General features: G+C 70.4%; 26 protein-coding genes. 7 read left to right on the top strand and 19 right to left on the bottom strand.

Annotation, left to right across the window (positions count from 1 at the left end; genetic code table 11):
- Positions 1–3: 3 nt before the first annotated feature.
- The 14 genes from nuoL to M1P99_RS14990 all read right to left on the bottom strand — a co-directional run bounded on the left by nuoL (position 4) and on the right by M1P99_RS14990 (position 15167).
- The gene (nuoL, locus tag M1P99_RS15055; protein WP_304455700.1) at positions 4–1947 is read right to left on the bottom strand and encodes an NADH-quinone oxidoreductase subunit L; all 1944 of its coding nucleotides are present in this window, start codon (positions 1945–1947) and stop codon (positions 4–6) included.
- Between the two features lie 14 nt (positions 1948–1961).
- Positions 1962–2261, bottom strand: coding sequence for an NADH-quinone oxidoreductase subunit NuoK (gene nuoK / locus M1P99_RS15050; RefSeq protein WP_053617022.1), 300 nt, complete (start codon positions 2259–2261; stop codon positions 1962–1964).
- Positions 2249–3181 (bottom strand): NADH-quinone oxidoreductase subunit J, encoded by a 933-nt coding sequence (locus M1P99_RS15045; RefSeq protein ID WP_304455699.1) that lies wholly within the window; start codon positions 3179–3181, stop codon positions 2249–2251. The genes nuoK and M1P99_RS15045 overlap by 13 nt, the downstream gene beginning before the upstream one ends.
- Complete coding sequence (gene nuoI / locus M1P99_RS15040) at positions 3181–3729, bottom strand: NADH-quinone oxidoreductase subunit NuoI (RefSeq protein ID WP_304453277.1); 549 nt, start codon at positions 3727–3729, stop codon at positions 3181–3183. The genes M1P99_RS15045 and nuoI overlap by 1 nt, the downstream gene beginning before the upstream one ends.
- Complete coding sequence (gene nuoH / locus M1P99_RS15035) at positions 3722–5092, bottom strand: NADH-quinone oxidoreductase subunit NuoH (RefSeq protein ID WP_304453276.1); 1371 nt, start codon at positions 5090–5092, stop codon at positions 3722–3724. Before nuoH ends, nuoI begins: the two co-directional genes overlap by 8 nt.
- Positions 5089–7548 carry an NADH-quinone oxidoreductase subunit G gene (locus M1P99_RS15030; protein ID WP_304453275.1) on the bottom strand — a complete coding sequence of 820 codons (2460 nt, stop codon included), beginning with the start codon at positions 7546–7548 and terminating at the stop codon, positions 5089–5091. The genes nuoH and M1P99_RS15030 overlap by 4 nt, the downstream gene beginning before the upstream one ends.
- Positions 7545–8843: an NADH-quinone oxidoreductase subunit NuoF gene (nuoF, locus tag M1P99_RS15025; RefSeq protein WP_304453274.1), complete on the bottom strand. Its 1299-nt coding sequence runs from the start codon at positions 8841–8843 to the stop codon at positions 7545–7547. Before nuoF ends, M1P99_RS15030 begins: the two co-directional genes overlap by 4 nt.
- Positions 8840–9547, bottom strand: coding sequence for an NADH-quinone oxidoreductase subunit NuoE (gene nuoE, locus M1P99_RS15020; RefSeq protein ID WP_304453273.1), 708 nt, complete (start codon positions 9545–9547; stop codon positions 8840–8842). Before nuoE ends, nuoF begins: the two co-directional genes overlap by 4 nt.
- Positions 9544–10839, bottom strand: a complete 1296-nt coding sequence (locus M1P99_RS15015; RefSeq protein WP_304453272.1) for an NADH-quinone oxidoreductase subunit D — start codon at positions 10837–10839, stop codon at positions 9544–9546. The genes nuoE and M1P99_RS15015 overlap by 4 nt, the downstream gene beginning before the upstream one ends.
- A gap of 52 nt (positions 10840–10891) precedes the next feature.
- On the bottom strand, positions 10892–11626 hold the full coding sequence (locus M1P99_RS15010) for an NADH-quinone oxidoreductase subunit C (RefSeq protein WP_304453271.1): 735 nt from the start codon (positions 11624–11626) through the stop codon (positions 10892–10894).
- A 1-nt stretch (position 11627) separates the two neighbouring features.
- Positions 11628–12173 carry an NADH-quinone oxidoreductase subunit B family protein gene (locus M1P99_RS15005; RefSeq protein WP_053617013.1) on the bottom strand — a complete coding sequence of 182 codons (546 nt, stop codon included), beginning with the start codon at positions 12171–12173 and terminating at the stop codon, positions 11628–11630.
- Between the two features lie 73 nt (positions 12174–12246).
- On the bottom strand, positions 12247–12606 hold the full coding sequence (locus M1P99_RS15000; RefSeq protein WP_121182320.1) for an NADH-quinone oxidoreductase subunit A: 360 nt from the start codon (positions 12604–12606) through the stop codon (positions 12247–12249).
- Between the two features lie 124 nt (positions 12607–12730).
- Positions 12731–14035 (bottom strand): geranylgeranyl reductase family protein, encoded by a 1305-nt coding sequence (locus M1P99_RS14995; RefSeq protein WP_304453270.1) that lies wholly within the window; start codon positions 14033–14035, stop codon positions 12731–12733.
- Between the two features lie 424 nt (positions 14036–14459).
- On the bottom strand, positions 14460–15167 hold the full coding sequence (locus M1P99_RS14990; RefSeq protein WP_304453269.1) for a demethylmenaquinone methyltransferase: 708 nt from the start codon (positions 15165–15167) through the stop codon (positions 14460–14462).
- A gap of 202 nt (positions 15168–15369) precedes the next feature.
- Here M1P99_RS14990 and M1P99_RS14985 point away from each other — a divergent pair, with 202 nt between their 5' ends.
- A complete protein-coding gene (locus M1P99_RS14985) occupies positions 15370–16635 on the top strand; it encodes a delta-60 repeat domain-containing protein (RefSeq protein ID WP_304453268.1) in 1266 nt (421 codons plus the stop codon).
- Between the two features lie 53 nt (positions 16636–16688).
- On the opposite strand, the gene M1P99_RS14980 is transcribed toward M1P99_RS14985, so the two are convergent.
- Together M1P99_RS14980 and M1P99_RS14975 are read right to left on the bottom strand one after the other, a co-directional pair.
- The gene (locus tag M1P99_RS14980) at positions 16689–17147 is read right to left on the bottom strand and encodes a hypothetical protein (RefSeq protein ID WP_304453267.1); all 459 of its coding nucleotides are present in this window, start codon (positions 17145–17147) and stop codon (positions 16689–16691) included.
- Positions 17147–17404: a hypothetical protein gene (locus M1P99_RS14975; protein ID WP_304453266.1), complete on the bottom strand. Its 258-nt coding sequence runs from the start codon at positions 17402–17404 to the stop codon at positions 17147–17149. The genes M1P99_RS14980 and M1P99_RS14975 overlap by 1 nt, the downstream gene beginning before the upstream one ends.
- Positions 17405–17554: 150 nt before the next feature.
- On the opposite strand from M1P99_RS14975, the gene M1P99_RS14970 reads away from it, so the two are divergent.
- The 3 genes from M1P99_RS14970 to M1P99_RS14960 are packed head-to-tail and all read left to right on the top strand — an operon-like array spanning position 17555 to position 19520.
- On the top strand, positions 17555–18190 hold the full coding sequence (locus M1P99_RS14970; RefSeq protein ID WP_304453265.1) for a helix-turn-helix domain-containing protein: 636 nt from the start codon (positions 17555–17557) through the stop codon (positions 18188–18190).
- Positions 18187–18936, top strand: coding sequence for an MFS transporter (locus M1P99_RS14965; RefSeq protein ID WP_304453264.1), 750 nt, complete (start codon positions 18187–18189; stop codon positions 18934–18936). The genes M1P99_RS14970 and M1P99_RS14965 overlap by 4 nt, the downstream gene beginning before the upstream one ends.
- Positions 18936–19520 (top strand): MFS transporter, encoded by a 585-nt coding sequence (locus M1P99_RS14960; RefSeq protein ID WP_304453263.1) that lies wholly within the window; start codon positions 18936–18938, stop codon positions 19518–19520. The genes M1P99_RS14965 and M1P99_RS14960 overlap by 1 nt, the downstream gene beginning before the upstream one ends.
- Here M1P99_RS14960 and M1P99_RS14955 read toward each other — a convergent pair.
- Positions 19486–19830: a DUF4229 domain-containing protein gene (locus tag M1P99_RS14955; RefSeq protein WP_304453262.1), complete on the bottom strand. Its 345-nt coding sequence runs from the start codon at positions 19828–19830 to the stop codon at positions 19486–19488. The genes M1P99_RS14960 and M1P99_RS14955 overlap by 35 nt on opposite strands.
- A gap of 377 nt (positions 19831–20207) precedes the next feature.
- Here M1P99_RS14955 and M1P99_RS14950 point away from each other — a divergent pair, with 377 nt between their 5' ends.
- Together M1P99_RS14950 and M1P99_RS14945 are read left to right on the top strand one after the other, a co-directional pair.
- Positions 20208–20408 (top strand): BldC family transcriptional regulator, encoded by a 201-nt coding sequence (locus M1P99_RS14950; RefSeq protein ID WP_082376318.1) that lies wholly within the window; start codon positions 20208–20210, stop codon positions 20406–20408.
- A 79-nt stretch (positions 20409–20487) separates the two neighbouring features.
- Positions 20488–20844, top strand: a complete 357-nt coding sequence (locus tag M1P99_RS14945) for a PLD nuclease N-terminal domain-containing protein (protein ID WP_304453261.1) — start codon at positions 20488–20490, stop codon at positions 20842–20844.
- A gap of 105 nt (positions 20845–20949) precedes the next feature.
- Here the strand turns inward: M1P99_RS14945 and M1P99_RS14940 are convergent, their stop codons facing one another.
- The gene (locus tag M1P99_RS14940) at positions 20950–22278 is read right to left on the bottom strand and encodes a polysaccharide lyase family 1 protein (RefSeq protein ID WP_304453260.1); all 1329 of its coding nucleotides are present in this window, start codon (positions 22276–22278) and stop codon (positions 20950–20952) included.
- Between the two features lie 260 nt (positions 22279–22538).
- Here M1P99_RS14940 and M1P99_RS14935 point away from each other — a divergent pair, with 260 nt between their 5' ends.
- The gene (locus tag M1P99_RS14935) at positions 22539–23513 is read left to right on the top strand and encodes a LacI family DNA-binding transcriptional regulator (RefSeq protein WP_304453259.1); all 975 of its coding nucleotides are present in this window, start codon (positions 22539–22541) and stop codon (positions 23511–23513) included.
- 25 nt (positions 23514–23538) lie between these two features.
- Here M1P99_RS14935 and ccsB read toward each other — a convergent pair whose 3' ends face one another.
- On the bottom strand, positions 23539–24543 hold the full coding sequence (ccsB, locus tag M1P99_RS14930) for a c-type cytochrome biogenesis protein CcsB (RefSeq protein WP_304453258.1): 1005 nt from the start codon (positions 24541–24543) through the stop codon (positions 23539–23541).
- Position 24544 lies beyond the last annotated feature (1 nt).

The following is a 24544-nucleotide window of genomic DNA, read 5'->3' as shown; positions in this document are numbered from 1 at the left end:
TGTCTAGAACCTCACAACCAGCGTCGCGGCGACGATGACGGCGCCGAAGAGCATGGTGAGCGCGTAGGAGCGGGCGAACCCGGTCTGTGCCCTGCCGAGCCCGGACGAGGAGTCGCGCACGCTCGTGCCGAGCCCGTGGACGGCGCCGTCGATGACCTTGTCCTCGATCACGACCAGCGCCTTGGTGAGGACCTGGCCGGGTCGCATGAACAGGCCCTCGTTGATCTCGTTGCCGTACAGCTCCCGGCTGGCGGCGACCGTGACGAGGTTCCCCTTCGGGGCGGTGGCGGCCACCGGCCGCCGCAGGTACATCGCCCAGGCCGCGGCCACGCCGAGGACCAGGACGGCCAGCGCGGCGATGCCGTAGGGGGCGGTGAACGCGTGCGCCACGTCGAAGTGGTGCGGGTGCGCTCCGGTGGCGGGGGTGAGGAACGCGGCGAACCGGTCCCCCAGCATCAGGAATCCGCCGAGCGCCACCGAGCCGATCGCCAGCACGACCATGGGGGCGGTCATGCTGGTGGGCGACTCGTGCGGGTGCACGCCCTCCTCCCAGCGCTTGGCGCCGAAGAAGGTCATGAACATCATCCGCGACATGTAGAACGCGGTCAGGGCGGCGCCGACGATGACGGCGGTGCCCAGCACCACGCCCTCCGTGCCGCCGATCCCGAAGGCCGCGGAGATGATGCTCTCCTTGGTCCACCAGCCCGACAGGAACGGCACGCCGATGATGGCGAGGTAGCCGAGGCCGAAGGTGGCGAAGGTGATCGGCATCTTCGTGCGCAGGGCCCCGTACCGGCGCATGTCCACGCCGTCGTTCATGGCGTGCATGACCGATCCGGCGCCCAGGAACAGCCCGGCCTTGAAGAAGCCGTGCGTGACCAGGTGGGCGATGGCGGCCACGTAGCCGACCGGGCCGAGCCCGGCGGCCAGGACCATCATGCCGATCTGGCTCATCGTGGACCCCGCCAGGGACTTCTTGATGTCGTCCTTGGCCGAGGCGATGATCCCGCCCGCGAGCATTGTCGCGGCGCCGACCACGGTGACGGCCGTCTGGGCGACCGGGGCGCCCTCGAAGATGGGCCCGGCCCGGACGATGAGGTACACGCCGGCGGTGACCATGGTGGCGGCGTGGATGAGCGCCGACACCGGGGTCGGGCCCTCCATCGCGTCGAGCAGCCACGCCTGGAGCGGGAGCTGCGCGGACTTGCCGCAGGCGCCCAGGAGCAGGAGCAGGCCGATCGCGAGCAGGACGCCGTCGCCGGCGGTCGGGACCGCGGCGAACACGTCGCTGAAGCTGATCGCACCCAGCACCGAGAACATGATCATGATCGCCACGAGCAGGCCGATGTCGCCCACCCGGTTGATCAGGAACGCCTTCTTCGCGGCGGTGGCGGCGGACGGCTTGTACTGCCAGAACCCGATGAGCAGGTAGGACGCCAGGCCGACGCCCTCCCAGCCGAGGAAGAGCAGGACGAAGTTGTCGGCCAGCACCAGCACGAGCATGGCGGCGACGAACAGGTTGAGGTAGGCGAAGAAGCGCCGCCGCCCCGCGTCCTCGGCCATGTAGCCGACCGAGTAGATGTGGATGAGGGAGCCGACGAAGGTGATCAGCAGGACGAACGTGATCGACAGGGGGTCGATCAGCAGGTCGACGCCGGCCGTGAAGCCGCCGACCGCGAACCACTCGTAGACGGGGACGGAGACGCTGCGCGCGTCCGGGGCGCGGCCGAGCAGGTCGACCAGGACGGCGACCGCCCAGGCGAAGGAGGCCACCGGCAGGGCGACGCCCAGCCAGTGTCCCCAGCCGTCGGTGCGCCGGCCGCCGAGCAGCAGGACCGCCGCGCCCGCGAGCGGCAGGGCGATGAGGAGCCAGGCGTTCGACAGCACAGCGCCGTCGGCCAGGGTCGCCGCCCCCGTTTCGGCGGCGAGGTAGGTGTGAGGTGTCACTTCCACGTCGCCTTCTAGTGCTTGAGCAGGTTCGCGTCATCGAGCGACGCGGACCTGCGGGTTCGGAAGATCTGCATGATGATCGCGAGTCCCACGACCACCTCGGCGGCGGCGACGACCATCACGAAGAACGCGATGACCTGCCCCTCGATGTCTCCGTGCATCCGGGCGAACGCCACGAACGCCAGGTTGCAGGCGTTGAGCATGAGCTCGACGCACATGAAGACGATGATCGCGTTGCGCCGGATGAGCACGCCGACCGCGCCGATGGTGAAGATCAGCGCCGCGAGGACGATGTAGTTCATCGGGTCCACGAGGACTCCACCTCCTGCCCGTTGCTGTTGCCGTTCTCCTCGGTCTCCGCGGTCTCCTCGTCGGTCCGGCCGTCCTCGTCCAGGACCGGCCGGCCCTCCTTGGAGCGGGTGGAGTCCGACGCGCCGCCGGGCAGCGGCGGCCGTCCGGCCTGGACGTCGCCGGGCACGCCCGACTGGTACTCGGGGTCGCGCGCGGTGAGCACCGGGTTGAGGGACAGGGACGAGACCGAGCCGTCCGGCAGCAGCGCGGGCATGTCGATCGCGTTGTGCCGGGCGTAGGTGCCCGGTCCGGGCAGCGGGGTCGGGTGGTCGCCGCGGATGCGGTCCTCGGAGATCTCCCGCTGGGTGCGGCGCTTCTTGGTCCGGGCGGTGTGCGCCAGGACCATGGCGCCCAGGACGGCCGTGATGAGCAGCGCCCCGGTGGCCTCGAAGGCGACCACGTAGCGCAGCAGGAGCTCGCCCGCGATCCACGGGACGGTGCCGCCGGCGGCCGCGGCCCCGGCGGCGAGGCCCTGCGGGTCGCCCACGACGATGCGGGTGATGCCGGTGGTCAGGGCACCGACGAAGGCCAGTGCCACGATCGCGGTCATGATGCGCTGCCCGCTCAGCGTCTCCACCAGGGAGTCGGCCGAGCTGACGCCGACGAGCATCAGCACGAACAGGAACAGCATGAGGACGGCGCCGGTGTAGACGACGATCTGGACGACCATGAGGAACGGCGCCTCGTTGATGCCGTAGAACACGGCCAGGCTGACCATCGTCAGGGCCATCGACATCGCCGAGTGCACGGCCTTGCGGGAGAAGACCACGCCCAGGGCACCGAGGACGGCCACGGTGCCCAGGACCCAGAACACGGACGCCTCGCCGCCCCCGATGGGCGCGGCCGCCGCTGTCACGGCGGAGGTGGTGGCTGCGGTGATCAACGGACCGCCTCCGTGCTCTCGGGCCGGTCCTGCGTCCCGTGCTGACCGCGCCCGGTCGCGTAGTAGTCCTGCTCGTCGTCGCCGAGCCGCATCGGGTGCGGCGGCTCCTCCATGCCCTCCTTGAGGGGGGCGAGCAGCTGCTCCTTCGTCCAGATCAGGCTCTGCCTGCTGTCGTCGGCCAGCTCGTACTCGTTGGTCATGGTGAGCGCGCGGGTCGGGCAGGCCTCCACGCACAGGCCGCACAGGATGCAGCGCAGGTAGTTGATCTGGTAGACGCGGCCGTAGCGCTCGCCGGGCGAGTACCGGTCGTCGTCGCTGTTGTCACCGGCCTCGACGTAGATCGCGTCGGCCGGACAGGCCCAGGCGCACAGTTCGCACCCGATGCACTTCTCCAGACCGTCGGCCCACCGGTTCAGCTGGTGCCGACCGTGGAAGCGCGGCGCCGTGGGGCGCTTGACCTCCGGGTACTCGATGGTCGGCACCTTGGTGAACATGGTGTGGAAGGTGACGCCGAATCCCTTGACGGGGTTGAGCCACTCAAGCACCGGTAACCTCCTCACCCTTCTTGTTGCTGTCGCCGCCGACGGCGGCGGCCGTCCTCGGCGGTTCGGCGAGCACACTGCTGCCGTAGTGCGGGGCGGTGCTCGGAGGCACCGGGAAACCGCCGAAGGCGGGATCCTTGTGGGCGCGGCGGGCGTTCTGCGCGCGCAGGCGGGCGTCCTCCGCGCGCTCGCGGCGCGCGTGGCGGACCCAGGCGTAGAAGGCGGCGATGGTGACCGCCGAGAACCCGGCGACGACCAGGCCGACCACCACCGGGGAGGCGTCGTCCAGGATGAGCATCCGCACGACGGCGACCGCGGTGATCCACACGAGCTGGATGGGGATGAGCACCTTCCAGCCGAGCTTCATCAGCTGGTCGTAGCGCACTCGGGGCAGGCTGCCGCGTGCCCAGATGAACAGGAACATCACGCACAGGAACTTGAGCAGCCACCACAGGGCGGGCCACCAGCCCTCGTTGGCGCCGGGCAGGATCGCGGTGACCCCGGGCGGGGCGAGCCAGCCGCCGAGGAAGAGCGTGACGGAGACGGCGGCGACCGTCACCATGTTCACGTACTCGGCGAGGAAGAACATCGTGAACTTCATGGACCCGTACTCGGTCATGAAGCCGCCGACGATCTCGCCCTCGCCCTCGGCGAGGTCGAACGGGAGCCGGTTGGTCTCACCGACCATCGTCACCAGGTAGACGAGGAAGGACGGCAGGAGCAGCACGGCGAACCAGACCCCGCGCTGGGACTCGACGATCCCGGAGGTCGTGAGCGTCCCGGACATGATGAAGACCGCGACGAAGGACAGGCCCATCGCGATCTCGTAGCTGATCACCTGCGCGGAGGCGCGCAGGCCGCCGAGCAGGGCGTAGGGGGACTGGGAGGCCCAGCCGCCGAGCACGAACCCGTACACGCCCAGGGCTGCGGTGGCCAGGACGACCAGCGCGGCGATGGGCAGGTCGGTGAGCTGGAGCGGGGTCGTGACCCCGAACATGTTCACCTCGGGGCCGACCGGGATGACCGAGAACGCGATGAAGGCGGGCACGGCCGCGATCATCGGCGCGGCGATGTAGACGAACCGGTCGACCCCGCGCGGGATCAGGTCCTCCTTGAGGGAGAGCTTGATGCCGTCGAACAGGGACTGCAGGAGACCGAAGGGCCCCATGCGGTTGGGTCCGTGGCGCTGCTGCATCCGGCCCATGACCTTGCGGTCGGCCATGATCATCATCAGCACGCAGACCATCAGGAAGACGAAGATGCCCACGGCCTTGATGGTCGTGATCCACCAGGGGTCCTGCCCGAAGGCGGTCAGGGTGCTCTCCGAGGCCAGTTGGGCCGCCTGCGGAGCGAGAGCGGGGGTCACTGCTGCCCTCCAGGAGTGTCGGACGCGGCCACGATGACCGTGGAGCCGGCGCCGCCGCCCAGGTCGCGGCGGATGTCGCAGCCGTCGGCGTTGGCGGGGAGCCAGACCACGCGGTCGGCGACGTCGGTGACGATGGCGGGAACGGTCACGGACCCGTAGGGCCCGGTGACGTGCAGCGTTCCGCCGTCGGTGACGCCGACCTCGTCGGCCGTGGCCCTGGACAGGTAGGCGCGGGGCCGACGCGCGGTCCCGGCGAGGAAGGGCTCGCCGTCCTCCATGCGTCCGGTGCCGAGGAGCTGGCGCCAGGTCGACAGGATCGCCTGGCCGGGCCCGACCTCGGGGACGGGGACCGGCCGGGTCGCGGGTGAGGCGGGGCGCTCGCCCGACCACGGGCCCAGGTCGCGCAGCTCCGCGTAGGCCGCCGCGGCGTCGGGCAATCCCAGGTGCACGTCCATGGCATCGGCGACGGCCGACAGGGCGCGCTGGTCGGACAGGGCCCCGGGGACCTTGAGCGCGTCGCCGAAGGGCCGGTGGCGGCCCTCCCAGTCGACGAAGGTGCCGGACTTCTCGGCGACGGCGGCGACCGGGAGGACCACGTCGGCGCGGTCGGTGACCTCGCTCGCCCGCAGTTCGAGGCTGACCACGAACGGCACGCGCGCCAGGGCGGCGCGGGCGGCTTCGGGGTCGGGCAGGTCGTCCAGTTCCACCCCGGCGATGACCAGGGCGTCCAGGTCTCCGGCGGCCGCGGCCTCGATGATGGCCGCGGTGTCGCGGCCCGGGGCCTCCGGCAGCGAGCCGACGTTCCAGGCGCGGGCGACCTCGGCGCGGGCGGCCGGGTCGGCGACGGGGCGCCCGCCCGGCAGCAGGCCGGGCAGCGCGCCGGCGTCGATCGCCCCGCGCTCGCCCGCGCGGCGCGGGATCCAGGCCAGGCGCGCGCCGGTCCGCCGGGCCAGGGCCGCGGCGGCGCTCAGCGCGCCGGGGACGGCGGCCAGGCGCTCGCCCAGGAGGATGACCGCTCCCTCCTTGCCGAGGGCCTCGACCACGTCGGGGTGCTCGACGTCCAGGGCGTTGAGGGTGCGGGCCTCGTCACCGGGCACGGTCTGGACGAGCGAGCCATCGGTCTTGGTCAGGCCGAGGCTGGCGTGCGAGGCCACCGAGTGGACCCGCACCCCGTTCTTGCGCGCGCCCTTGCGCAGGCGCAGGAAGACCAGGGGCGACTCGTCCTCGGGCTCGAACCCGGCCAGGAGCACGGCGGGCGCCTTCTCCAGGGCGGTGTAGTCCACGTCGACGGGGGTTCCGGCGACGTGGGCGGCCAGGAACTCGGCCTCCTCCGCGGAGTGGGCGCGGGCGCGCAGGTCGATGTCGTTGGTGCCCAGGGCCACCCGCGCGAACTTCGCGTAGGCGTAGGCGTCCTCGTAGGTGAGGCGGCCGCCCGTCAGGACACCGACGCGGCCGCGTGCGGCGCCCAGGCCGCGTGCGGCGATCGAGACGGCCTCGGACCAGGAGGCGAACTCCAGGGCGTGGGACTCGTCGTCGCGGACCAGGGGGCGGGAGAGGCGGTCGGCCTGGGTGGCGTAGGTGAACGCCCACCGGCCCTTGTCACAGTTCCACTCCTCGTTGACCTGGGGGTCGTCCCCGGCCAGGCGGCGGGTGACCTTGCCGCGCCGGTGGTCGGTGCGCTGGGCGCAGCCGGAGGCGCAGTGCTCGCACACGCTGGGGGTGGAGACCAGGTCGAAGGGGCGGGACCGGAACCGGTAGGCGGACCCGGTGAGGGCGCCGACCGGGCAGATCTGGACGGTGTTGCCGGAGAAGTAGGAGTCGAAGGACTCCCCCTCGGCGATCCCGACCTGTTCCTGGGCGCCGCGCTCCATCAGCTCGATCAGCGGGTCGCCGGCGATCTGGGCGGCGAAGCGCGTGCAGCGGGCGCACTGGATGCAGCGCTCGCGGTCGAGCAGCACCTGGCTGGAGAGCGCGATCGGCTTGGGGAAGGTGCGCTTGACGTCGACGAAGCGCGTCTCGCCCTGCCCGTTGGACATCGCCTGGTTCTGCAGGGGGCACTCCCCGCCCTTGTCGCAGACCGGGCAGTCCAGCGGGTGGTTGATCAGCAGGAACTCCATGATCCCGCGCTGGGCCTTCTCCGCGACCTCGGAGGTCAGGTGGGTGTTGACCACCATGCCCTCCATCACCGTGATGGTGCAGGAGGCCTGCGGCTTGGGCATGCCCCGCCCGTTGCCCATGTCGGGGATCTCCACCAGGCACTGGCGGCAGGCCCCGACGGGGTCCAGGAGGGGGTGGTCGCAGAACCGGGGGATCTGGATGCCGAGGAGTTCGGCGGCCCGGATCAGCAGCGTGCCCTTGGGGACCTGGATCTGGAACCCGTCGATCGTGACGGTGATGAGGTCCTCGGGGGGCGGCGCGGCCGCGGCGCCGCCGGAGGAGTTGGAGGTGACGGTCACTTGTTCCCTCCCCAGAGGGTGGCCTTGGAGTGGTCGAAGGGGCAGCCGCCCTTGTCCACGTGGTCGATGTACTCCTGGCGGAAGTGCTTGATGGAGGACATGACCGGGCTGGTCGCGCCGTCGCCGAGCGCGCAGAAGGAGCGGCCGAGCAGGTTGTCGCAGATGTCCAGGAGCTTGTCGAGGTCGGCTTCGGTGCCCTCTCCGCGCTCCAGGCGGTCCAGGACCTGGACCATCCAGAAGTTGCCCTCGCGGCAGGGCGTGCACTTGCCGCAGGACTCGTGGGCGTAGAAGGCGATCCAGCGGCCGACCGCGCGGACGACACAGGTCGTCTCGTCGAAGATCTGGAGTGCGCGGGTGCCGAGCATGGAGCCGGCGGCGCCCACCGACTCGAAGTCGAGCGGTGTGTCCAGGTGCTCGTCGGTGAAGATGGGCGTGGAGGAGCCGCCGGGGGTCCAGAACTTGAGCCGGTGCCCGTCGCGGATCCCGCCCGCCATGTCGAGCAGTTCGCGCAGGGTGATCCCGAGCGGCGCCTCGTACTGGCCGGGGTTGGTGACGTGGCCGGACAGGGAGAAGAAGCCGAATCCGGCGGACTTCTCGGTGCCCATGGAGGTGAACCACTCGGCGCCGTTGGCGACGATGCCGGGGACGCTGGCGATGGACTCGACGTTGTTCACCACGGTGGGCGAGGCGTAGAGCCCGGCGACGGCGGGGAAGGGCGGCTTGAGCCGGGGCTGGCCGCGGTAGCCCTCCAGGGAGTCCAGGAGGGCGGTCTCCTCGCCGCAGATGTAGGCGCCCGCTCCGGCGTGCACGACGACGTCGAGGTCGAAGCCGCTGCCCTGGATGTCCTTGCCCAGGAGCCCGGCCTCGTAGGCCTCGGCCACGGCCTTGCGCAGGCGGCGGATGACGTGGACGACCTCGCCGCGCACGTAGATGAAGGCCTGGCTGGACTTGATCGCGTAGGAGGCGATCGCCACGCCCTCCACCAACACGTGCGGGTTGGCGAGCATGAGCGGGATGTCCTTGCAGGTGCCCGGCTCGGACTCGTCGGCGTTGACGACGAGGTAGCGCGGGTTGGGGTTGTCCTTGGGCAGGAACCCCCACTTCATGCCCGTGGGGAACCCGGCGCCGCCGCGGCCGCGCAGGCCGGACTGCTTGACCAGGTCCACGATGGCGTCGGGGTCCATCGACAGGGCCTTGGCCAGGGCGGAGTAGCCGCCGGTGGCCTTGTACCCGTCGAGGGTGAAGGAGTCGGCGCGGTCCCAGTCGCGGGACAGGATCGGGGTCAGGGTGGTCATTTGGCGCCCTCCTCACCCTGCTCGTCGGGGCGTGCCGGGAGGTCGTCGGGGTCCGGGGCCCGCCAGCCGCGCTGCTGGGCGAGTGTGAGCCCGGCGAGCGAGGGGCCGGCCGCCTGGACGCCCTCTCCGGCGCGGCCGTCGTCGAACCCGGCGAGCACGCGCGAGGCCTGCTTCCAGGTGCACACGCTCGACGGACCGCGGGTGGGGGCGACGTCGTTGCCCAGGCGCAGGTCGTCGACCAGCTGCTTGGCGCTGGCGGGCGTCTGGTTGTCGAAGAACTCCCAGTTGACCATCACCACCGGCGCGAAGTCGCAGGCCGCGTTGCACTCGACGTGCTCCAGCGTGACCTTGCCGTCCTCGGTGGTCTCGGCGTTGCCGAGGTCCAGGTGCTCCTTGAGGGCGGAGAAGATCTCGTCACCGCCCATCACGGCGCACAGGGTGTTGGTGCACACGCCCACCTGGTAGTCGCCGCCGGGGCGGCGGCGGTACATGGTGTAGAAGGTGACCACCGCCTTGACCTCGGCGAGGGTGATGTCGAGCTGGTCGGCGCAGAACCGCATGCCGTCCTCGCTGACGTGCCCCTCCTCGGCCTGCACCAGGTGCAGCAGCGGCAGCAGCGCCGACCGCGGCTGCGGGTAGCGGCTGATGATCTCCTTGGCGTCCTGTTCCAGACGCGCGAGGACCTCGTCGTCGAATGCGCTCACCGGTCCACGCCTCCCATCACGGGGTCGATACTGGCCACGGCCGCGACGACGTCCGCCACGGTCCCGCCCTCGCACATGGCGGCGACCGCCTGCAGGTGCGTGAACGAGGGGTCGCGGAAGTGCACGCGGTAGGGACGGGTGCCGCCGTCGCTGACGGCGTAGCAGCCGAGTTCGCCCTTGGCGCTCTCGACGGCCGCGTAGGCCTGGCCCGCGGGGACCCGGAAGCCCTCGGTGACCAGCTTGAAGTGGTGGATGAGCGCCTCCATCGAGCCGCTCATGATGTGCGCGATGTGGTCCGGGGAGTTGCCCAGTCCGTCGGGGCCGAGCGCGAGCTTGGCGGGCCAGCCGATCTTGGCGTCCTCGATCATCACCGGGCCGGGCTGGAGCTTGTCCAGGCACTGCTCGATGATCTTGAGGCTCTCGTCCAGTTCGGCGATGCGGACCCGGTAGCGGGCGTAGACGTCGCCTCCGTCGGAGACGGGGACGTCGAACTCGTAGTCCTCGTAGCCGCAGTAGGGCTTGGCCTTGCGCAGGTCGAAGCCCAGTCCGGAGGCGCGTGCGAGCGGCCCGGTGACGCCGAGCGCCATGCATCCGGGCAGATTGAGGTAGGCGACGTCCCGGGTGCGGGCGAGGTAGACCGGGTTCTCGTCCAGGAGCTTGCGCATGGTCCTGACGCGCTTGGGCATCTCCGTGAGCAGCTCGCGGATCTTGCCGACCGCGCCGGGCGGCAGGTCCTGGGCGACGCCGCCGGGCCGGACGTAGGCGTGGTTCATCCGCAGGCCGGTGATGAGCTCCAGGATGTCCAGGATCATCTCGCGCTCACGGAACCCGTTGGTCATCACGGTCGTGGCGCCCAGTTCCATACCGAACGTCGCCATGGCCACGAAGTGCGAGGCCATCCGGTTCAGCTCCATGACCAGCACGCGGATGACGCTGGCCCGGTCGGGGATCCGGTCGGTGATGTCGAGGAGCTTCTCGACCGCGAGGCAGTACGCCGTCTCGTTGAAGAGCGGCGTGAGGTAGTCCATGCGGGTGACGAACGTGGTGCCCTGTGTCCACGTCCGGTACTCCATGTTCTTCTCGATACCGGTGTGCAGGTAGCCGATACCGACGCGCGCCTCGGTGCAGGTCTCACCGTCCAGGGTGAGGATCAGCCGCAGGACGCCGTGCGTGGAGGGGTGCTGCGGACCCATGTTGACCACGAGGCGCTCGGCGCTCGTGGCCTGGGCCTTCTCCACGACCTCGTCCCAGTCGCCGCCGGAGGCGTCGATGTAGTCCTCGGTGACGCTCATGTCGTGCCCCCCTTCGGAGCGGAGTGGTCGGTGGTGGTCCGTTCTCCAGGACTCACTTGTAGGACCGCCGTTCGTCCGGCGGGGGCACGGTGGCGCCCCGGTACTCGACGGGGATGCCGCCGAGCGGGTAGTCCTTGCGCTGCGGGTGGCCGTGCCAGTCGTCCGGCATCTGGATGCGGGTCAGCGCCGGGTGGCCGTCGAAGACGATCCCGAAGAAGTCCCAGGCCTCGCGCTCGTGCCAGTCGTTGGTCGGGTAGACCGACACGATCGAGGGAACGTGGGGATCGTCGTCGGGGCAGGTCGTGGCGACGCGGATCTCGCTGTTGTGCGTGATGGACCGGAAGTGGTAGACCGCGTGCAGCTCACGGCCGGCGTCGTCGGGGAAGTGCACCCCGGCCACCCCTGTGCACAGCTCGTAGCGCAGGGCCGGGTCGTCGCGCAGGTGGCGCACCAGTTCCGGCAGTGCCTCGCGGCGCACGTGGAAGGTGATCTCGCCGTGGGAGACCTCGACGCGCTCGACCGCCTCCGCCTGTTCCCCCAGAGCGGTCTCCAGGTCGTCGGCCACGCGGTCGAAGTCGGCCGTGCGCCGGTCGTCGGGGTCGGTGAAGGGGCGGCTGCTCCCGACGGGAGCGCTCCCCCGCACCTGGAGGCCGCCGAATCCGGAGGTGTCACCGGTGGTGGTGGCTCCGAACAGGCCGGTCCGCTTCACAGGGGCGGCGAGCCTTTCGCGGCCGAGCTGGTCGGGCAGGTTCTCGGCGGCCTCGTCGCGCTCGTTCTCGTTGGTCATGTCAGTCCTTGCTCACCAGCGGCAGCGAACGGCGCAGCATCCGCTCCTCGGTCTCGTCGATCTCCAGCTCCCTGTGGGCGCCGAGCTTGGTGTTCTGCACCTTGTCGTGGAGCTTGAGCACCGCGTCGAGGAGCATCTCCGGCCGGGGCGGACAGCCCGGGAGGTACATGTCGACGGGGACGATGTGGTCGACGCCCTGGACGATGGCGTAGTTGTTGAACATGCCGCCGCTGGAGGCGCACACGCCCATGGCGATGACCCACTTGGGTTCGGGCATCTGGTCGTAGATCTGCCGCAGGACGGGCGCCATCTTCTGGCTCACGCGGCCGGCGACGACCATCAGGTCGGCCTGGCGCGGGGTGGCGCCGAACTTCTCCATGCCGAACCGGGCGAGGTCGTAGTGCGGGCCGCCGACCGACATCATCTCGATGGCGCAGCACGCCAGGCCGAACGTCGCGGGCCACATGGAGCTCTTGCGGGCCAGGCCCACGACCTGCTCGACGGTCGTGAGCGCGATGCCGCTGGGGAGTTTCTCCTCGAGTCCCATCAGCTGCTGACCTCCTCGGGCCGGTTGCGGTACGGGTGACTGGGGAATGCGGACTGCTCCGCCGGCGTGCGTGTCAGTCCCATTCGAGGCCTCCGCGGCGCCATTCGTAGGCGTAGGCGATGGAGACGTTCACCAGGAAGAGGATGATCGCGATCAGGCCGAACCAACCGAGGGCCTCGAAATGCACCGCCCACGGAATGAGGAAGATGATCTCGATGTCGAAGACGATGAACATCATCGCCGTCATGTAGTACTTGACGGTGAAGCGCCCGCCGCCCGCGGGCTGGGGCGTGGGCTCGATGCCGCACTCGTACGCCTGCATCTTGGCGCGGTTGTAGCGCTTGGGGCCCAAGACCGCCCCGGCCACCATCGACACCACGACGAACGCGGCACCGATCCCGCCGAGAACGAATATCGGGGTGTAGAGCTCCAACGGTCACCCTCCTTCTGGCTGGTCGGCACGTGCGGACGTGCTTGTGAACGTTTTCACGGGCTTCCCCGCGTGGGGGGATTCCTTCCGGTCGTGCGGTGGGACGCGAGGGGCGTACCCGCCCGGGCTACGCCGCCGGCGCGATCCTGGACAGTCCGTTGATCACTCGGTCCATGGCGTCACCCTGGGTGGGTTCGGTGAGGTTGGCGAGCATCTTCAGCGCGAACTTCATGAGCGTGCGCTGGCGGAGGCCGTACTTCGTCGCGTACTTCATGAACTCGGGCTGGCCGATCACCTTCACGAAGTAGCGGCCCAGCGTGTAGTAGCCGCCGTAGGTGTCGGCGAGCACCTCGGGGTAGCGCAGCAGGGCGCGCTCGCGGGTCTGCTGGGTGGGGCGCCCGTGCGCCTGCACGATCACCTCGGCGGCGATGTTCGCGGCCTCCATGGCGTAGGCGATGCCCTCGCCGTTGAAGGGGTTGACCATGCCGCCCGCGTCGCCGACCAGCAGCAGGCCGCGGGAGTAGTGCGGAACGCGGTTGAAGCCCATGGGCAGCGCCGCGCCGCGGATGCCGCCCTTCTGGTGGTCCTCGGTGAAGCCCCACTCCTCCGGCATGCTGTCGGTCCAGCGGCGCAGGAGCTTGCGGTAGTCCACGTCCTGGAAGGAGCGGGTGGAGTTGAGGATGCCGAGGCCGACGTTGCTGGTGCCGTCGCCGACACCGAAGACCCAGCCGTAGCCGGGCAGGAGGACGTCCTTGTCGCCGCTGCGGTCCCACAGCTCCAGCCACGACTCCAGGTAGTCGTCCTTGTGGCGAGGGCTCTCGAAGTAGGTGCGCACGGCCACGCCCATGGGGCGGTCGTCGCGCTTGCGAATGCCCATGGCGACGGACAGCCGCGAGGAGTTGCCGTCGGCGGCCACGACCAGCGGCGCCCGGAAGGCCACGGGCTCGCGGTCGGCGTTCTTGGCGCGCACGCCGACGATGCGGTTGCTGCGCTCGTCCATCAGCGGGCCGGTGACGGTGGTGCGCTCCAGCAGCTTGGCGCCGGCGGAGACGGCCCTGCCGACCAGGATCTCGTCGAAGTCGTACCGGGTGCGCACGAGGCCGAACCCGGGGTAGGAGCCGAGGTCGGGCCAGGGGAGTTCCAGACGGGCTCCGGCACCGACGATGCGCAGGCCGTGGTTCTTGATCCACCCCTCGTCCTCGAAGGTGATCCCCATGGCCGTCAACTGCTTCACCGCCCGCGGGGTGAGTCCGTCGCCGCAGACCTTCTCGCGCGGGAAGGAGGTCTTCTCCAGCAGGAGGACGTCCAACCCGGCCTGGGCCAGGTAGTAGGCGGTCGTGGATCCGGAAGGGCCGGCGCCGACGACGATGACGTCGGCGTCGTACTCGATCCCTTCCCGGCCTCTGGGAGAGGAGGTGGCTGTCTCGCTCACGGGGTGGTCCTCGACTACTCGCGCGGTGCACCGTGGCGGGCCTGTGCGGGATCGACCCGCTCACGGGGGTGTGCTTCGGGGCGGTTGTGTGCTGCGGACACATCCCACAGGGGTGGTGTGTGATGTGCCTCGTGGCCTTGTGAAGCACTTCACAAGCCCACTTTTCGCAGTCTAGACCCTCCGGAGCCGCGTGGCGACCCCCGGGGGGCCATTCCTCACGCGTCACGCGCAATCATCCGATAGCACTCAGATCGCACGAAGTCCGTTGCCATACACCCATTCCCTGACAGACACGCAGCTCACGGGCACCCCCTCACCACACGCGCAACACAAGCAACACAAAAACCCCAAGGAACAGGGCGTTCCTTGGGGTTTTGGGGCGTTCTTCAAAAACTAAGTCATTTGGGGCTTTTGTCGGGGTTTGCTACTTCCGGAAGCCCCGGTGCAACGCGACCGTGCCCAGCGTCAGGTTCCGCCAGGCGACGCGGGACCAGCCCGCGTCCTGGAGGTGGCGCGCCAGCGCGGGCTGGTCGGGCCAGGCCATGATCGACTCCGACAGGTAGTCGTAGGCCTCGCTGCGCCCGGAGAAGGCGCCCGCGATCTTCGGCAGGGCGGCCATGAGGTAGGTCGAGTAGAGCTTGTCCAGCAAGGCCACGGGGATGTGGCTGAACTCGGCGATCACGAGGCGCCCGCCGGGCTTGGTGACCCTCAGCAGCTCCCGCAGCGCCTGGTCGGTGTCGTTGACGTTGCGCAGCCCGAACGAGATCGTGACGGCGTCGAAGGTCTCGTCGGCGAAGGGCAGGTGCAGGGCGTCGCCCGCCACGAACGTCACCCCGCCCCGGGAGGCCCCGCCGCGCCGCTGGGCGCCGGTCCGGAGCATGCCGAGCGAGAAGTCGCACGCGATCACCCGCGCGCCCTTGGTGACGAAGGACTCCGAGGAGGTACCGGTCCCCGCCGCCAGGTCCAGAACCAGCTCGCCGCTGTGGGCGTCGACCGCGTTGACCACGGCCCTGCGCCAGACGCGGTCCTGGCCGAGCGAGATGACGTCGTTGACGAGGTCGTAGTTGTCGGCGATGCCATCGAACATCGCCGCGACGTCCTGAGGCTGCTTGTCGAGCTTGGCGCGGGTCATGGACACCACCTTAAGGGGGCCGCTCCGCGCACCGGCCCGGGGTTCGGCGACGGGGGCGCCGGAATCCCGGGGCCCCGCGTTCAGGTGATGGGCGGGACACCCCCACCACCGAGATCGTCACCGTATGTGTTTTAGGCGCGACTCTTTGACACAATGTGGACCACCGCTTCGACCGACCCCGCCTGAGCCTGGAGAGTCTTCCGTGAAATCCACCCGCACACTCGCCTCGTTGACGATGGGCGCGCTTCTGCTCCTTCCCGCCGGCGTCACGGCCGCCGCGCCGGCCGCGGCGGCCTCCTCCGGGACGGTGAGCGAGCGCACGGTCTCGTGGACCCCGCACGTTCTGGACGGATCGGTCAAGGACATCCTCCGCGTCGGGGACACGGTCGTCGTGGCCGGAGACTTCAACCGGGTCTCCGACGCCGACCGGAGCCGCACGCACACCCGGCGCAACCTCTTCGCCTTCGAACACGGCAGCGGTGAGATCCTGCGGAGCTTCGTTCCCGAGGTGAGCGGACGGGTGAACTCGCTGGCCGAGGGCCCCGACGGCACCGTGGTCGTCGGCGGGCACTTCAGCGCGGTGAACGGCTCCGCGTCGCGCGGGCTGGCCCGGCTCTCGCTGGCGGACGGCCGGGCGGACTCCGAATTCGACGCCACCCTCGACGACGGCACCGCCTACCGGCTGGCGAGCGACGGCGACGACCTCTACGTCGGGGGGTCCTTCTCCGGGATCAACCGCGGCGGACAGCGCGGCATCGCCAAGCTCGACACCGCCACCGGCGAGGTCGACACCGGCTTCGCCCCCAGCATCGAGGAACAGCGGCGCGGCGAGCTGCGCGTGCAGGAACTGGCGCTGAGCCCCGCGGGCGACCGGCTCGTCATCAACGGGACCTTCACCGGCGTCGACGGCCACGACCGCTACCAGATCGCCATGCTCGACGCCGACGACGGCTCGGTCACCCCGTGGTCGACCTCCGCCTTCGAGCCCGAGTGCGACTACTCCCGGATGCAGACCTACATGCGCCGGATGGACTTCTCCCCCGACGGTTCCTACTTCGCCGTGGTGACGGCGGGCGGCCCCAGGGTCAAGCCCGGCCTGTGCAAGTCCGTCACGCGGTTCGAGAACACCGACCGCCCGGGCGCCCGGCCCACCTGGAGCAACCTCACCGGCGGAGACTCGCTGTACTCGGTCGAGGTGACCGACTCCGCCGTCTACGTCGGCGGGCACCAGCGCTGGATGGACAACGAGAACGGCGCCCTCAACGCCGGTCCCGGCTCGGTGGAGCGCGAGGGCATCGCCGCGGTCGATCCCCGCACCGGACGGGCGCTGCCCTGGAACCCGGGCCGCTCCCGCGGGCACGGCGTGGAGGCCCTGCACGCGACCGACGACGGCCTCTATGTCGGCAGCGACACCGAGCGCCTCGCGGACGCCTACCACGGACGCCTGGGCATGTTCCCCACCACCTGATCCGCGCCGGACGCCGGCCCTCACACGTCCCGGACGGTGGGGGCCGCGCGCTCTCAGGTGACCGGCTCGCCCTCTCGCGCGGCCTTGCGCCCCGGCTTGCGGCCACGGCGTCCCGAACCTCCGGACCCGCTCAACAGTTGCTGAACCCGCTGGTGGGACAGGTGCACGATCTCCCCCATCGATCGCTGCGACAGCCCTGCATCGCGCATGACCTCCAGAGCCTTGGCACGGATGCGTTCGTGTTCGGCCATCGCCTCCACGAAACGCGCCTCGGCGTCGATGACACGCAGGACGTCCTCGGTCACGTCCTTGCCACCGAACTCGTAGCGCCAGGTGATCGTGAAGTCCTCCGGGGAACAGTCGGTCAGGTCGGCGATGACTTCGGGAACCTCCTGCCGGACCTCGTCGAAGTCCACATAGTCGACCGCGCCCACGGTCCCCTTCGGCAGACCCGCGATGCTGACTGCCCACAGGTCCTCATCACGGGTGACGGTCACCGTGTAGTCAGGCATCACTTCTCCATCCACTTCTCACCGAACAGGTGCGCCAAGCCGCTCTCCACATCCTGCAACACACCCTGCGTCAAGTCGCGGGAATGATTCGTCAGGAGGAATCGCCCCACACGCTCACCATCAGCGTCAAGGATGACGTACACCTGGTGCGACCCCTTTCCTCGGCCCTTCATCTCCTCGATCCGCAATCCCTGCTTGCGCGCATGCCTGCGCGCCAAGGCGAGGACGGCCCTCGCCTTGAGTCGCTTGTTCACCATGAGTCTAAGACTAGGCAGATTGCAAGGCAAGAGGCTAGAAAACTAGATATTAGGTCGGCAAGATCGCATTGCCCGTGCGGCCGAAAACGCCCAAAATTTCTTGGCCAACAACCCTTGGCCAAGCAGTCTTGGGTGTTTATGGTGACGGGTATGACGGACTCCACGCCCCACCCCGACCCTCATCCGGCCGGACCGACCGACCCCTTCACCAACGCCGCCGTGCCCGACGCCCGTTCCCTGCGCGGCCTGGCCCACCCGCTGCGACTGCGCATCCTGAACCTGCTGCAGAACCGCGGGCCCGCCACCGGCAAGGCTGTCTGCGAGCGGCTCGGCATCAGCTCGGCCTCCGCCAGCTACCACCTGCGCCAACTCCTGGCGTACGGGTTCATCGAGGAGGCGCCCGAGCTGGGCTCCACCAAGGAGCGCTGGTGGCGCGCCCCGCACCGGGGCTTCCGACTGCCGGAGGAACTGGACACCGAGGCACCAGAGCTCAGCACGACCGTCCGCATGGCCGTGGCCTCGCGCTGGGCCGAGGACCTGGGCACCGCCGTCCAGATGTGGAGCTCGCAGCCGGAGGGCTGGCGCGAGGCCCAGGTCATGTCCGAGCGCCGCACCCGGCTCACGCTGGACGAACTCGCCGCGATGCGCGAGGAGATCCGCGCGGTCCTGGACCGGTACGACCGGGACGCGACCGAGGAGGTTCCCGGCGGACGCGTGGTCACCACGCACTTCGCGGCCTTCCCCAGCCCCGACCCCGACGACGAACCGCCCGGGGACCGGGCGTGAACCGGCCCGTGCCGAACCGCCCCGCGCCGAGCCGCCGTCCGCTGGTCGGCCTCGTCCTGGCCCAGGCCTGCTCCTACACCGGCAGCCGGCTGGCGCTGGTCGCCGTTCCGTGGTTCGTCCTCACCACCACCGGCAGTGCGGCCGACATGGGCCTGGTGACGCTGTTCGAGCTGGGCGCCTACACGCTCGCCCGCCTTCTGAGCGGCCCCCTGCTGGACCGGCTCGGGCACCGGGTGGTCAGCGTCCGCCTGGACGTGGTGGCCGCCGTGGCGGTGCTGTGCGTCCCCCTGTTGTACGCCACCGGGCTTCTGGCCTTCCCCCTGCTCTTGGTGCTCGTCACCGTCATCGGACTCGCGACGGGGCCCTCAGAGACCGCGAAGGTCTCCCTGACGCCCTTCGTCGCGGCGGTCACCCGCACGAGGGTGGAGCGCGTCGCGGGGCTCACCGGCACGGTGGACCGCTTCTCCCAGACCGTCGGGCCGATCGCGGCCGGAGCCGTCGTGGCCACGGCCGGCCCCCTGAACGCGTTCTACGCCAACGCCGTGCTCATGGTCCTGGCATCCGTGGTGCTGACGGTGCTCGTGCCGCGCTCCCTCGGCCGGTCCGGCTCCGGGCCCGTACCGGCCGGCACCGGAACGCCCTCGGCCGCTGACGCGGCCCCGCGCCGAGGACCGGCTACGCCGCGCAGCTGCACGAGGGATGGCGGACCGTCTGGGGCGACGCGTGCCTGCGCGCTCTCGTGCTGATGATCATGGTCACCAACCTGATCGACGTGGCCGTGATGACCGTCGTCCTGCCCGTGTGGGTGAACGGCCACGGCGCGGGCGCGCAGACCGTCGGGCTGATCGCGGGTGTCCTCGGCGGAGCGTCGGTGCTCGGGGCAGCGACAGCGGCGTGGGTCGGCCACCTGTTGCCCCGGCGGCTCACCTTCTTCGCCGCGTTCCTCGTCTCGGGGCCGCCCCGCATCCTGGTCCTGGCCCTGGACGTGCCGCTCTGGGCGGTCCTGGTGGTGTGGGGGGTGTCCGGGCTGGCCGGAGGGCTGATCAACCCGGTCCTGTCGGCGGTCCTCTTCGAGCGGCTGCCCGCGGACATGACCGGGCGCGGGATGGCCGTGGTCGGGGCGCTCGCGCGGATCGGGGCGCCCATCGGCGCTCCCCTCGTCGGCCTCGCCGTGGGCCTGCTGGGAACCCCGCCCGTCCTGTTCGCCTGTGCGGCCGTCTACCTGCTGGCGACGACCCTGCCGGTGCTCGGACCGGCCGCCTCGGCGATGGCGGCACCGCCGGCGCCGTCCATGGTCAGGACTCCCGGGCCTCCGGCTCCGCCTGCCTGACGGCCGCCTCCGGCCGCTCCTGCCCGTCGGCACCGGCGTCGGCGCCCTCCTCCTGGAGGTGGTCCTCGCGCGAGGCGCCGCCCTCGATCCGCTCGGCCACTCCGGGGGTCCGGCGGGCCTCGATCCGCTGCACGGCGGAGGCCGACATCCGGTCCCGGAGCTTGGACAGCAGGACGTAGGAGGCGAGCCCGCTGATGAGCCAGGCGAGCACCAGCGCGACCCACGACCGGGCCCCGAACAGGTACACCACTCCCAGGGCCCCCGCGAACAAGCCGACTCGGGCGGCCGTGTAGGTCAGCCAACTACGCATGGAAAAGCCTCACAACAGACGTTTACCTGGACTAGATTGGTCACCACGCCGCATCCGAGGGCGAGGCGCCCGGCCCGGCGTGTTCCGGCCGGTCGCGTATCCCTCGCGGACGCCGCTTCGGAGGGGCTCCCTCCAGATTAAGGCCGTGCCCGAGCACCAGCCCACCAGGTCCGGTAAGTCGCGATTCACCAAGTCATGGGATGTTTCCAATCCCGACAGGAGGGCCCGAACATCACGTTCCGGTCACATATCCGGTACTCCTCCCCCCAACGCGGCAATTTCTCCGAAAACTAGGGAGGAAACGGACCAACTCGTGCACACTAGGGGATCAAACGCCCGCCGCCCCCAAACTCCAAGGCGGGCATGATTGGGGGAACGTGAAGGTGGAACGAGCAACCGAACGCCTGTTGACCCCCGGGGAAGTGGCCTCACTCTTCCGGGTTGATCCCAAGACCGTGACACGCTGGGCCGCCTCCGGGCGGATCAGCAGCATCAGAACCCCCGGTGGCCACCGCCGCTTCCGGGAGTCCGAGGTCCGGGCGCTCCTGCTCGGAGAACCGAGCGAAAGCACCCCCTGAGGGCACCCTGCCGTGTGCGGCCGCTCCGGGACGTCCCGCCCGGCCGTGCGCAGTGGACAGATCAGAGTAGGCTGGAACCATGGTGTGGCTCGGTGGCCTGATCACGCTCGTGACGATCGTTCTGTGGGTGTACGCGTTCTTCGACGCGTTGACCACCCCTGCCCAGGAGGCGCGCAACCTCCCGAAGATCCTGTGGCTCGTCGTGATCGCGCTCTTCATGCCGGTCGGTTCGATTCTGTGGCTCTTCCTCGGGCGGCCTCGACAGGACGTCGCCGTCCAGGGGAACGCGCCCTCCCCGGCTCAGGCCGCGAGCGCCGCGGACGACCTGGATCCGTCGGACTTCGCCAAGCCCTCGGACAGCCCGCACCCGCTCGGCCCGGACGACGATCCCGAGTTCCTGCGAGGCCTCGGCCGGCGGATCGACCCGGACGACTGACCACGACGAACGACACGACGGTGGGGCCGCGTCCGCGAGGGCGCGGCCCCACCGTCGTTCTGCGTCCGGGGCGCGGGTGATGCGCCGCCGGGGCGTCCCGTCGTCCTACAGGAGGCCGGCACCGACCTTGCGCGGCAGGGAACGGACGGCCCACACCGGCTGGACCCGCTGGACGTACTCCGGCGTCCAGGTCCGCTCGGTGCCCAGCGCCCGGTCCGGGTAGAGCTCGTTGTGCTCGGCGACCAGGTCGACCGCGTTCAGCCGCCCGCGGCCCTCGTGCATCACGGCGTTGCCGCGCGCCACCAGGTCAGTGCCGCCCCAGTTGTAGACGATCTCACCGGCGCCGGTGCCGTCACGCAGGTCGAAGACGTTGTTCTCCGCGTACAGCTGCGACTCCTTGCCCGCGCCGAGGGAGTACTGGTACTGGTCGCCGGCCAGCGTGTAGTGGTTGTTGTAGACGTGGACCTGGCCGAAGCGCACGCGCGGCGCCCGCTGGCCGAGCCCGTCGAAGTGGTTGTGGTGGTAGGTGACCCGCAGGTGGCCGCGGTCCGTGGTCCGGCTGTCGCTGTTGCCCACGATCATCGCCTTGTCCCGTCCCGCGAAGTGGTTGTAGGACACGGTGACGAGGTCGGACCGGCGGACGATGTCGAGCAGGCCGTCGTGCACCTCGTACTTGCTGCCGAAGTACTCCGGCAGCTCGCTGCCCGGGTTGTCGCCGTCGTCGAACGTGCTGTGGTCCACCCACACGTTGGTCGCGCCGGAGAGCTCGATGTTGTCGTACTCGGAGTTCCAGTTGCCGGTGTTGCCGTCCTTGGGGTCCCAGCCCGGGAAGCAGTCGTAGGCGTCGGAGAAGGTCAGGTTGCGCAGGATGACGTTCTCGACGTTGTGCACCTGGAGCGCCACCCCGGTCAGGCCGGCGTCCTCACCCGCGCCGACCACGGTGGTGTTGGACCCGACCTTGACCCGGATCTGCGCGGCCTGGTTGCGGTACGAGGCGTCCCGCGCCTCCTCCAGCGGTCCCTCAGGGTCCTCCCAGCCCCACACCTCGGGGTCGTAGGTGGCGAGGTAGTCCTCCCGGGTGTAGCCGTCGACGGCGTAGTCCTCGCAGCTGATCGCCGTGCCGTCCGCGGTGGTGTTGCCGTCGATCAGGCCGTCGACGACCACGATGCGCGGCCGGTCGTCGTCGCGCGGCCCGACCGCCGCGCGCAGCTCCTCCATCGTGGAGACGTGGACGACGTCCTCCTCCGCGGCCGCGGAGCCGCCGGTGGTCCCGTCGCCGGCCGAGCCCCAGCCGCCGCCGTCCGCGAGCACCTGGCGGGTGATGTCACGGGGATGGTGGCCGCGGTCGGCGGGCGCGGCGTGCACGGTGGTGACAGCGGTCGCGGTCAGTGCCACCGCCATGGTCAGGGTCACGGGTAGGGCCAGTCTTCGCATGTTCGTCCGTCCGCTCGGGGGATCAGTCCGGGCCGGATCGCGCCCGGACTGCAAACGTTTGCACGAAGATGCCGTGAAACGCGCCGCCCAGTCAACCCCTTCGTCATATGATCGTCATGGAAAACTGCGGAAAACTGCACTAGCATCCATGTGAATGGACAATCCGGACAGCACGTCACGGCCGCTGACTTTCAGCAACCGATTGCTGTTGTCCCAGGATCAGCACCGCACTCGACTGCACCAGGAAACGGAGGTCGCGGGTGGCCGTGACCATCAGGGACGTCGCCCGCGCCAGCGGCGTCCACGTGTCGACCGTCTCGCGGACCTTCTCAGCGGCGCACCTGGTCAACGCCCAGACGCGCTCGCGTGTGCTGGCCGCGGCCGACGAGCTCGGCTACCGCCCCAACCGGGCGGCGCGCGCCCTGTCCACCCGGCGCACCGGCAACCTCGGGCTCATCGTCGCCGACATCGCCAACCCGTTCTTCCCCCCGCTGATCAAGGCGGCCCAGGCCCAGGCCCGAGCCCGCGACTACCACGTCTTCGTCGCCGACACCGACGAGCAGGCGCGTGTGGAGGAGGAGCTCGTCCGGTCCATGGCCAAGCAGGTCGACGGTGCCCTGCTCGTCGCGCCCCGGCTCAGCAACAGGGTGATAGCCGAACTCGGCCGCGACGTCCCGTTCGTCCTCGTCAACCGGCGCGTCAGGGGTCTGCCGGGCGTCCTCATGGACGTCGCCGCGGGCGCCCGGCAGGCCGTGGAGCACCTGGCCGGTCTGGGCCACCGCGAGGTCGCCGTGCTCACCGGTCCGCCCGCCTCGTGGACCAGCCAGGAGATGGTGCGCGCAGCCGAGGCGTGCGCCGGTGGGACCGGGGTGCGGCTGCACCGGATCGGCCCCAACCCGCCCACCGAGGAGGGCGGGGCCGCGGCCGCCGACGAGGTGGTCTCCAGCGGCGTCAGCGCGGTCCTGGCCTACAACGACATGGTCGCGATCGGGCTCGTCCAGCAGGTGGAGCGGCTCGGGCTGGGCGTGCCCGCCGACCTCAGCGTGGTCGGCGTCGACAACACCCACGCCGCCCGCTACTTCCGGCCGGCCCTGACCACCGTGGACATGCCCGTCGCGGCGGCCGGGCGCGGCGCCATCGACCTCCTGCTCCAGGCCGTGACCACCGGGGAACCGCCCGGCACGGTGTCCCTGGACACCCGTCTGGTCGTCCGGGACTCCACCGCCCGGCGGTGAGGCCCCGGCCCCGGCCCGGTCCCGCTCAGGCGTAGCTGTGCAGACCGCTGAAGACGTAGTTCACCGCGAAGAAGTTGAACATGACGGTCAGGAACCCGAGCACGTTGATCCACGTGGCCTTGGGCCCCCGCCAGCCGCCCGTCGCGCGGGCGTGCAGATAGGCGGCGTAGATCGTCCAGGAGATGAACGACCACACCTCCTTGGGGTCCCAGCCCCAGAAGCGGCCCCAGGCCTCGTCCGCCCAGATGGCGCCGGCGATGATGCCGAAGGTCCACAGCGGGAACGCGAACAGGATGAACCGGTGCGAGATGCGGTCGAGCAGCTCCGGGCTCGGCAGACGGCCGGCGATGCCGGCGACCTTCTCCCCCAGCGCCCGCCTGGCCTCGGCGCGGTGCGAGACGAGGTAGGTGATCCCCGTGACGCCGGAGACCATGAACGCCCCGCCCGCGATGATCAGCGCGGTGACGTGGATCGGCACCCAGTAGGAGTGCAGGGCCGGGATGAGCGGGCCCGGGTCCACGTACAGCCAGCGCACACCGATGCCCAGCAGGAGCAGGACGGGCACGAGCACGAAAGCGCCGAGGAAGCGCGCCTGGTACCGGAACGAGGCGAACAGCAGGCCGCCGACGGCGATCAGGCACAGTGCCACGATGAACTCGAACATGTTGCCCCACGGCCAGCGTCCGGCCGCCAGACCGCGCGAGACGATCTGCGCCACGCTCAGCGCGAAGCCCAGGACCGTCACGCCCAGCGCGATTCGGCCCGTGACGCTCCGGGGGGCCTGCGCCTCACCCTCGGTGCTGCGGACGTTCACTTCGATCCCCGCGTCGGCCCCCGGCCCCTCCCCCTCACGGGTCCCGGCGGCCACCGGCATCAGCCGGCCCGCCTTGAGGCTGGTGCGCCGCCCGTAGGCTGCCTCGATCGCGAACAGGAACAGCGCGGCCGCGTAGGCGACGATCATCGCGATGATGAGCGTGTCACTGGCCGAGGCCATCGCCTCGTTCACCGGTGCGGCGAGTGTGTACGTCACC

It is taken from the genome of Nocardiopsis sp. YSL2, assembly GCF_030555055.1.
GTDB lineage: Bacteria > Actinomycetota > Actinomycetes > Streptosporangiales > Streptosporangiaceae > Nocardiopsis.
This window is presented reverse-complemented; position numbering and strand designations above follow the sequence as displayed.

Bases quoted from the DNA above. Each gene is read 5' to 3' on its own strand.
- M1P99_RS15015 (WP_304453272.1), bottom strand. From the start codon at position 10,839: ATGAGCGTCACCGAGGACTACATCGACGCCTCCGGCGGCGACTGGGAC.
- nuoF (WP_304453274.1), bottom strand. From the start codon at position 8,843: ATGACCACCCTGACCCCGATCCTGTCCCGCGACTGGGACCGCGCCGAC.
- M1P99_RS14940 (WP_304453260.1), bottom strand. From the start codon at position 22,278: ATGCGAAGACTGGCCCTACCCGTGACCCTGACCATGGCGGTGGCACTG.
- M1P99_RS15005 (WP_053617013.1), bottom strand. From the start codon at position 12,173: ATGGGACTCGAGGAGAAACTCCCCAGCGGCATCGCGCTCACGACCGTC.
- M1P99_RS14980 (WP_304453267.1), bottom strand. From the start codon at position 17,147: ATGCCTGACTACACGGTGACCGTCACCCGTGATGAGGACCTGTGGGCA.
- M1P99_RS14970 (WP_304453265.1), top strand. From the start codon at position 17,555: ATGACGGACTCCACGCCCCACCCCGACCCTCATCCGGCCGGACCGACC.
- M1P99_RS14990 (WP_304453269.1), bottom strand. From the start codon at position 15,167: ATGACCCGCGCCAAGCTCGACAAGCAGCCTCAGGACGTCGCGGCGATG.
- M1P99_RS14960 (WP_304453263.1), top strand. From the start codon at position 18,936: ATGATCATGGTCACCAACCTGATCGACGTGGCCGTGATGACCGTCGTC.
- M1P99_RS15010 (WP_304453271.1), bottom strand. From the start codon at position 11,626: ATGACCAACGAGAACGAGCGCGACGAGGCCGCCGAGAACCTGCCCGAC.
- M1P99_RS14955 (WP_304453262.1), bottom strand. From the start codon at position 19,830: ATGCGTAGTTGGCTGACCTACACGGCCGCCCGAGTCGGCTTGTTCGCG.
- M1P99_RS14945 (WP_304453261.1), top strand. From the start codon at position 20,488: ATGGTGTGGCTCGGTGGCCTGATCACGCTCGTGACGATCGTTCTGTGG.
- M1P99_RS14975 (WP_304453266.1), bottom strand. From the start codon at position 17,404: ATGGTGAACAAGCGACTCAAGGCGAGGGCCGTCCTCGCCTTGGCGCGC.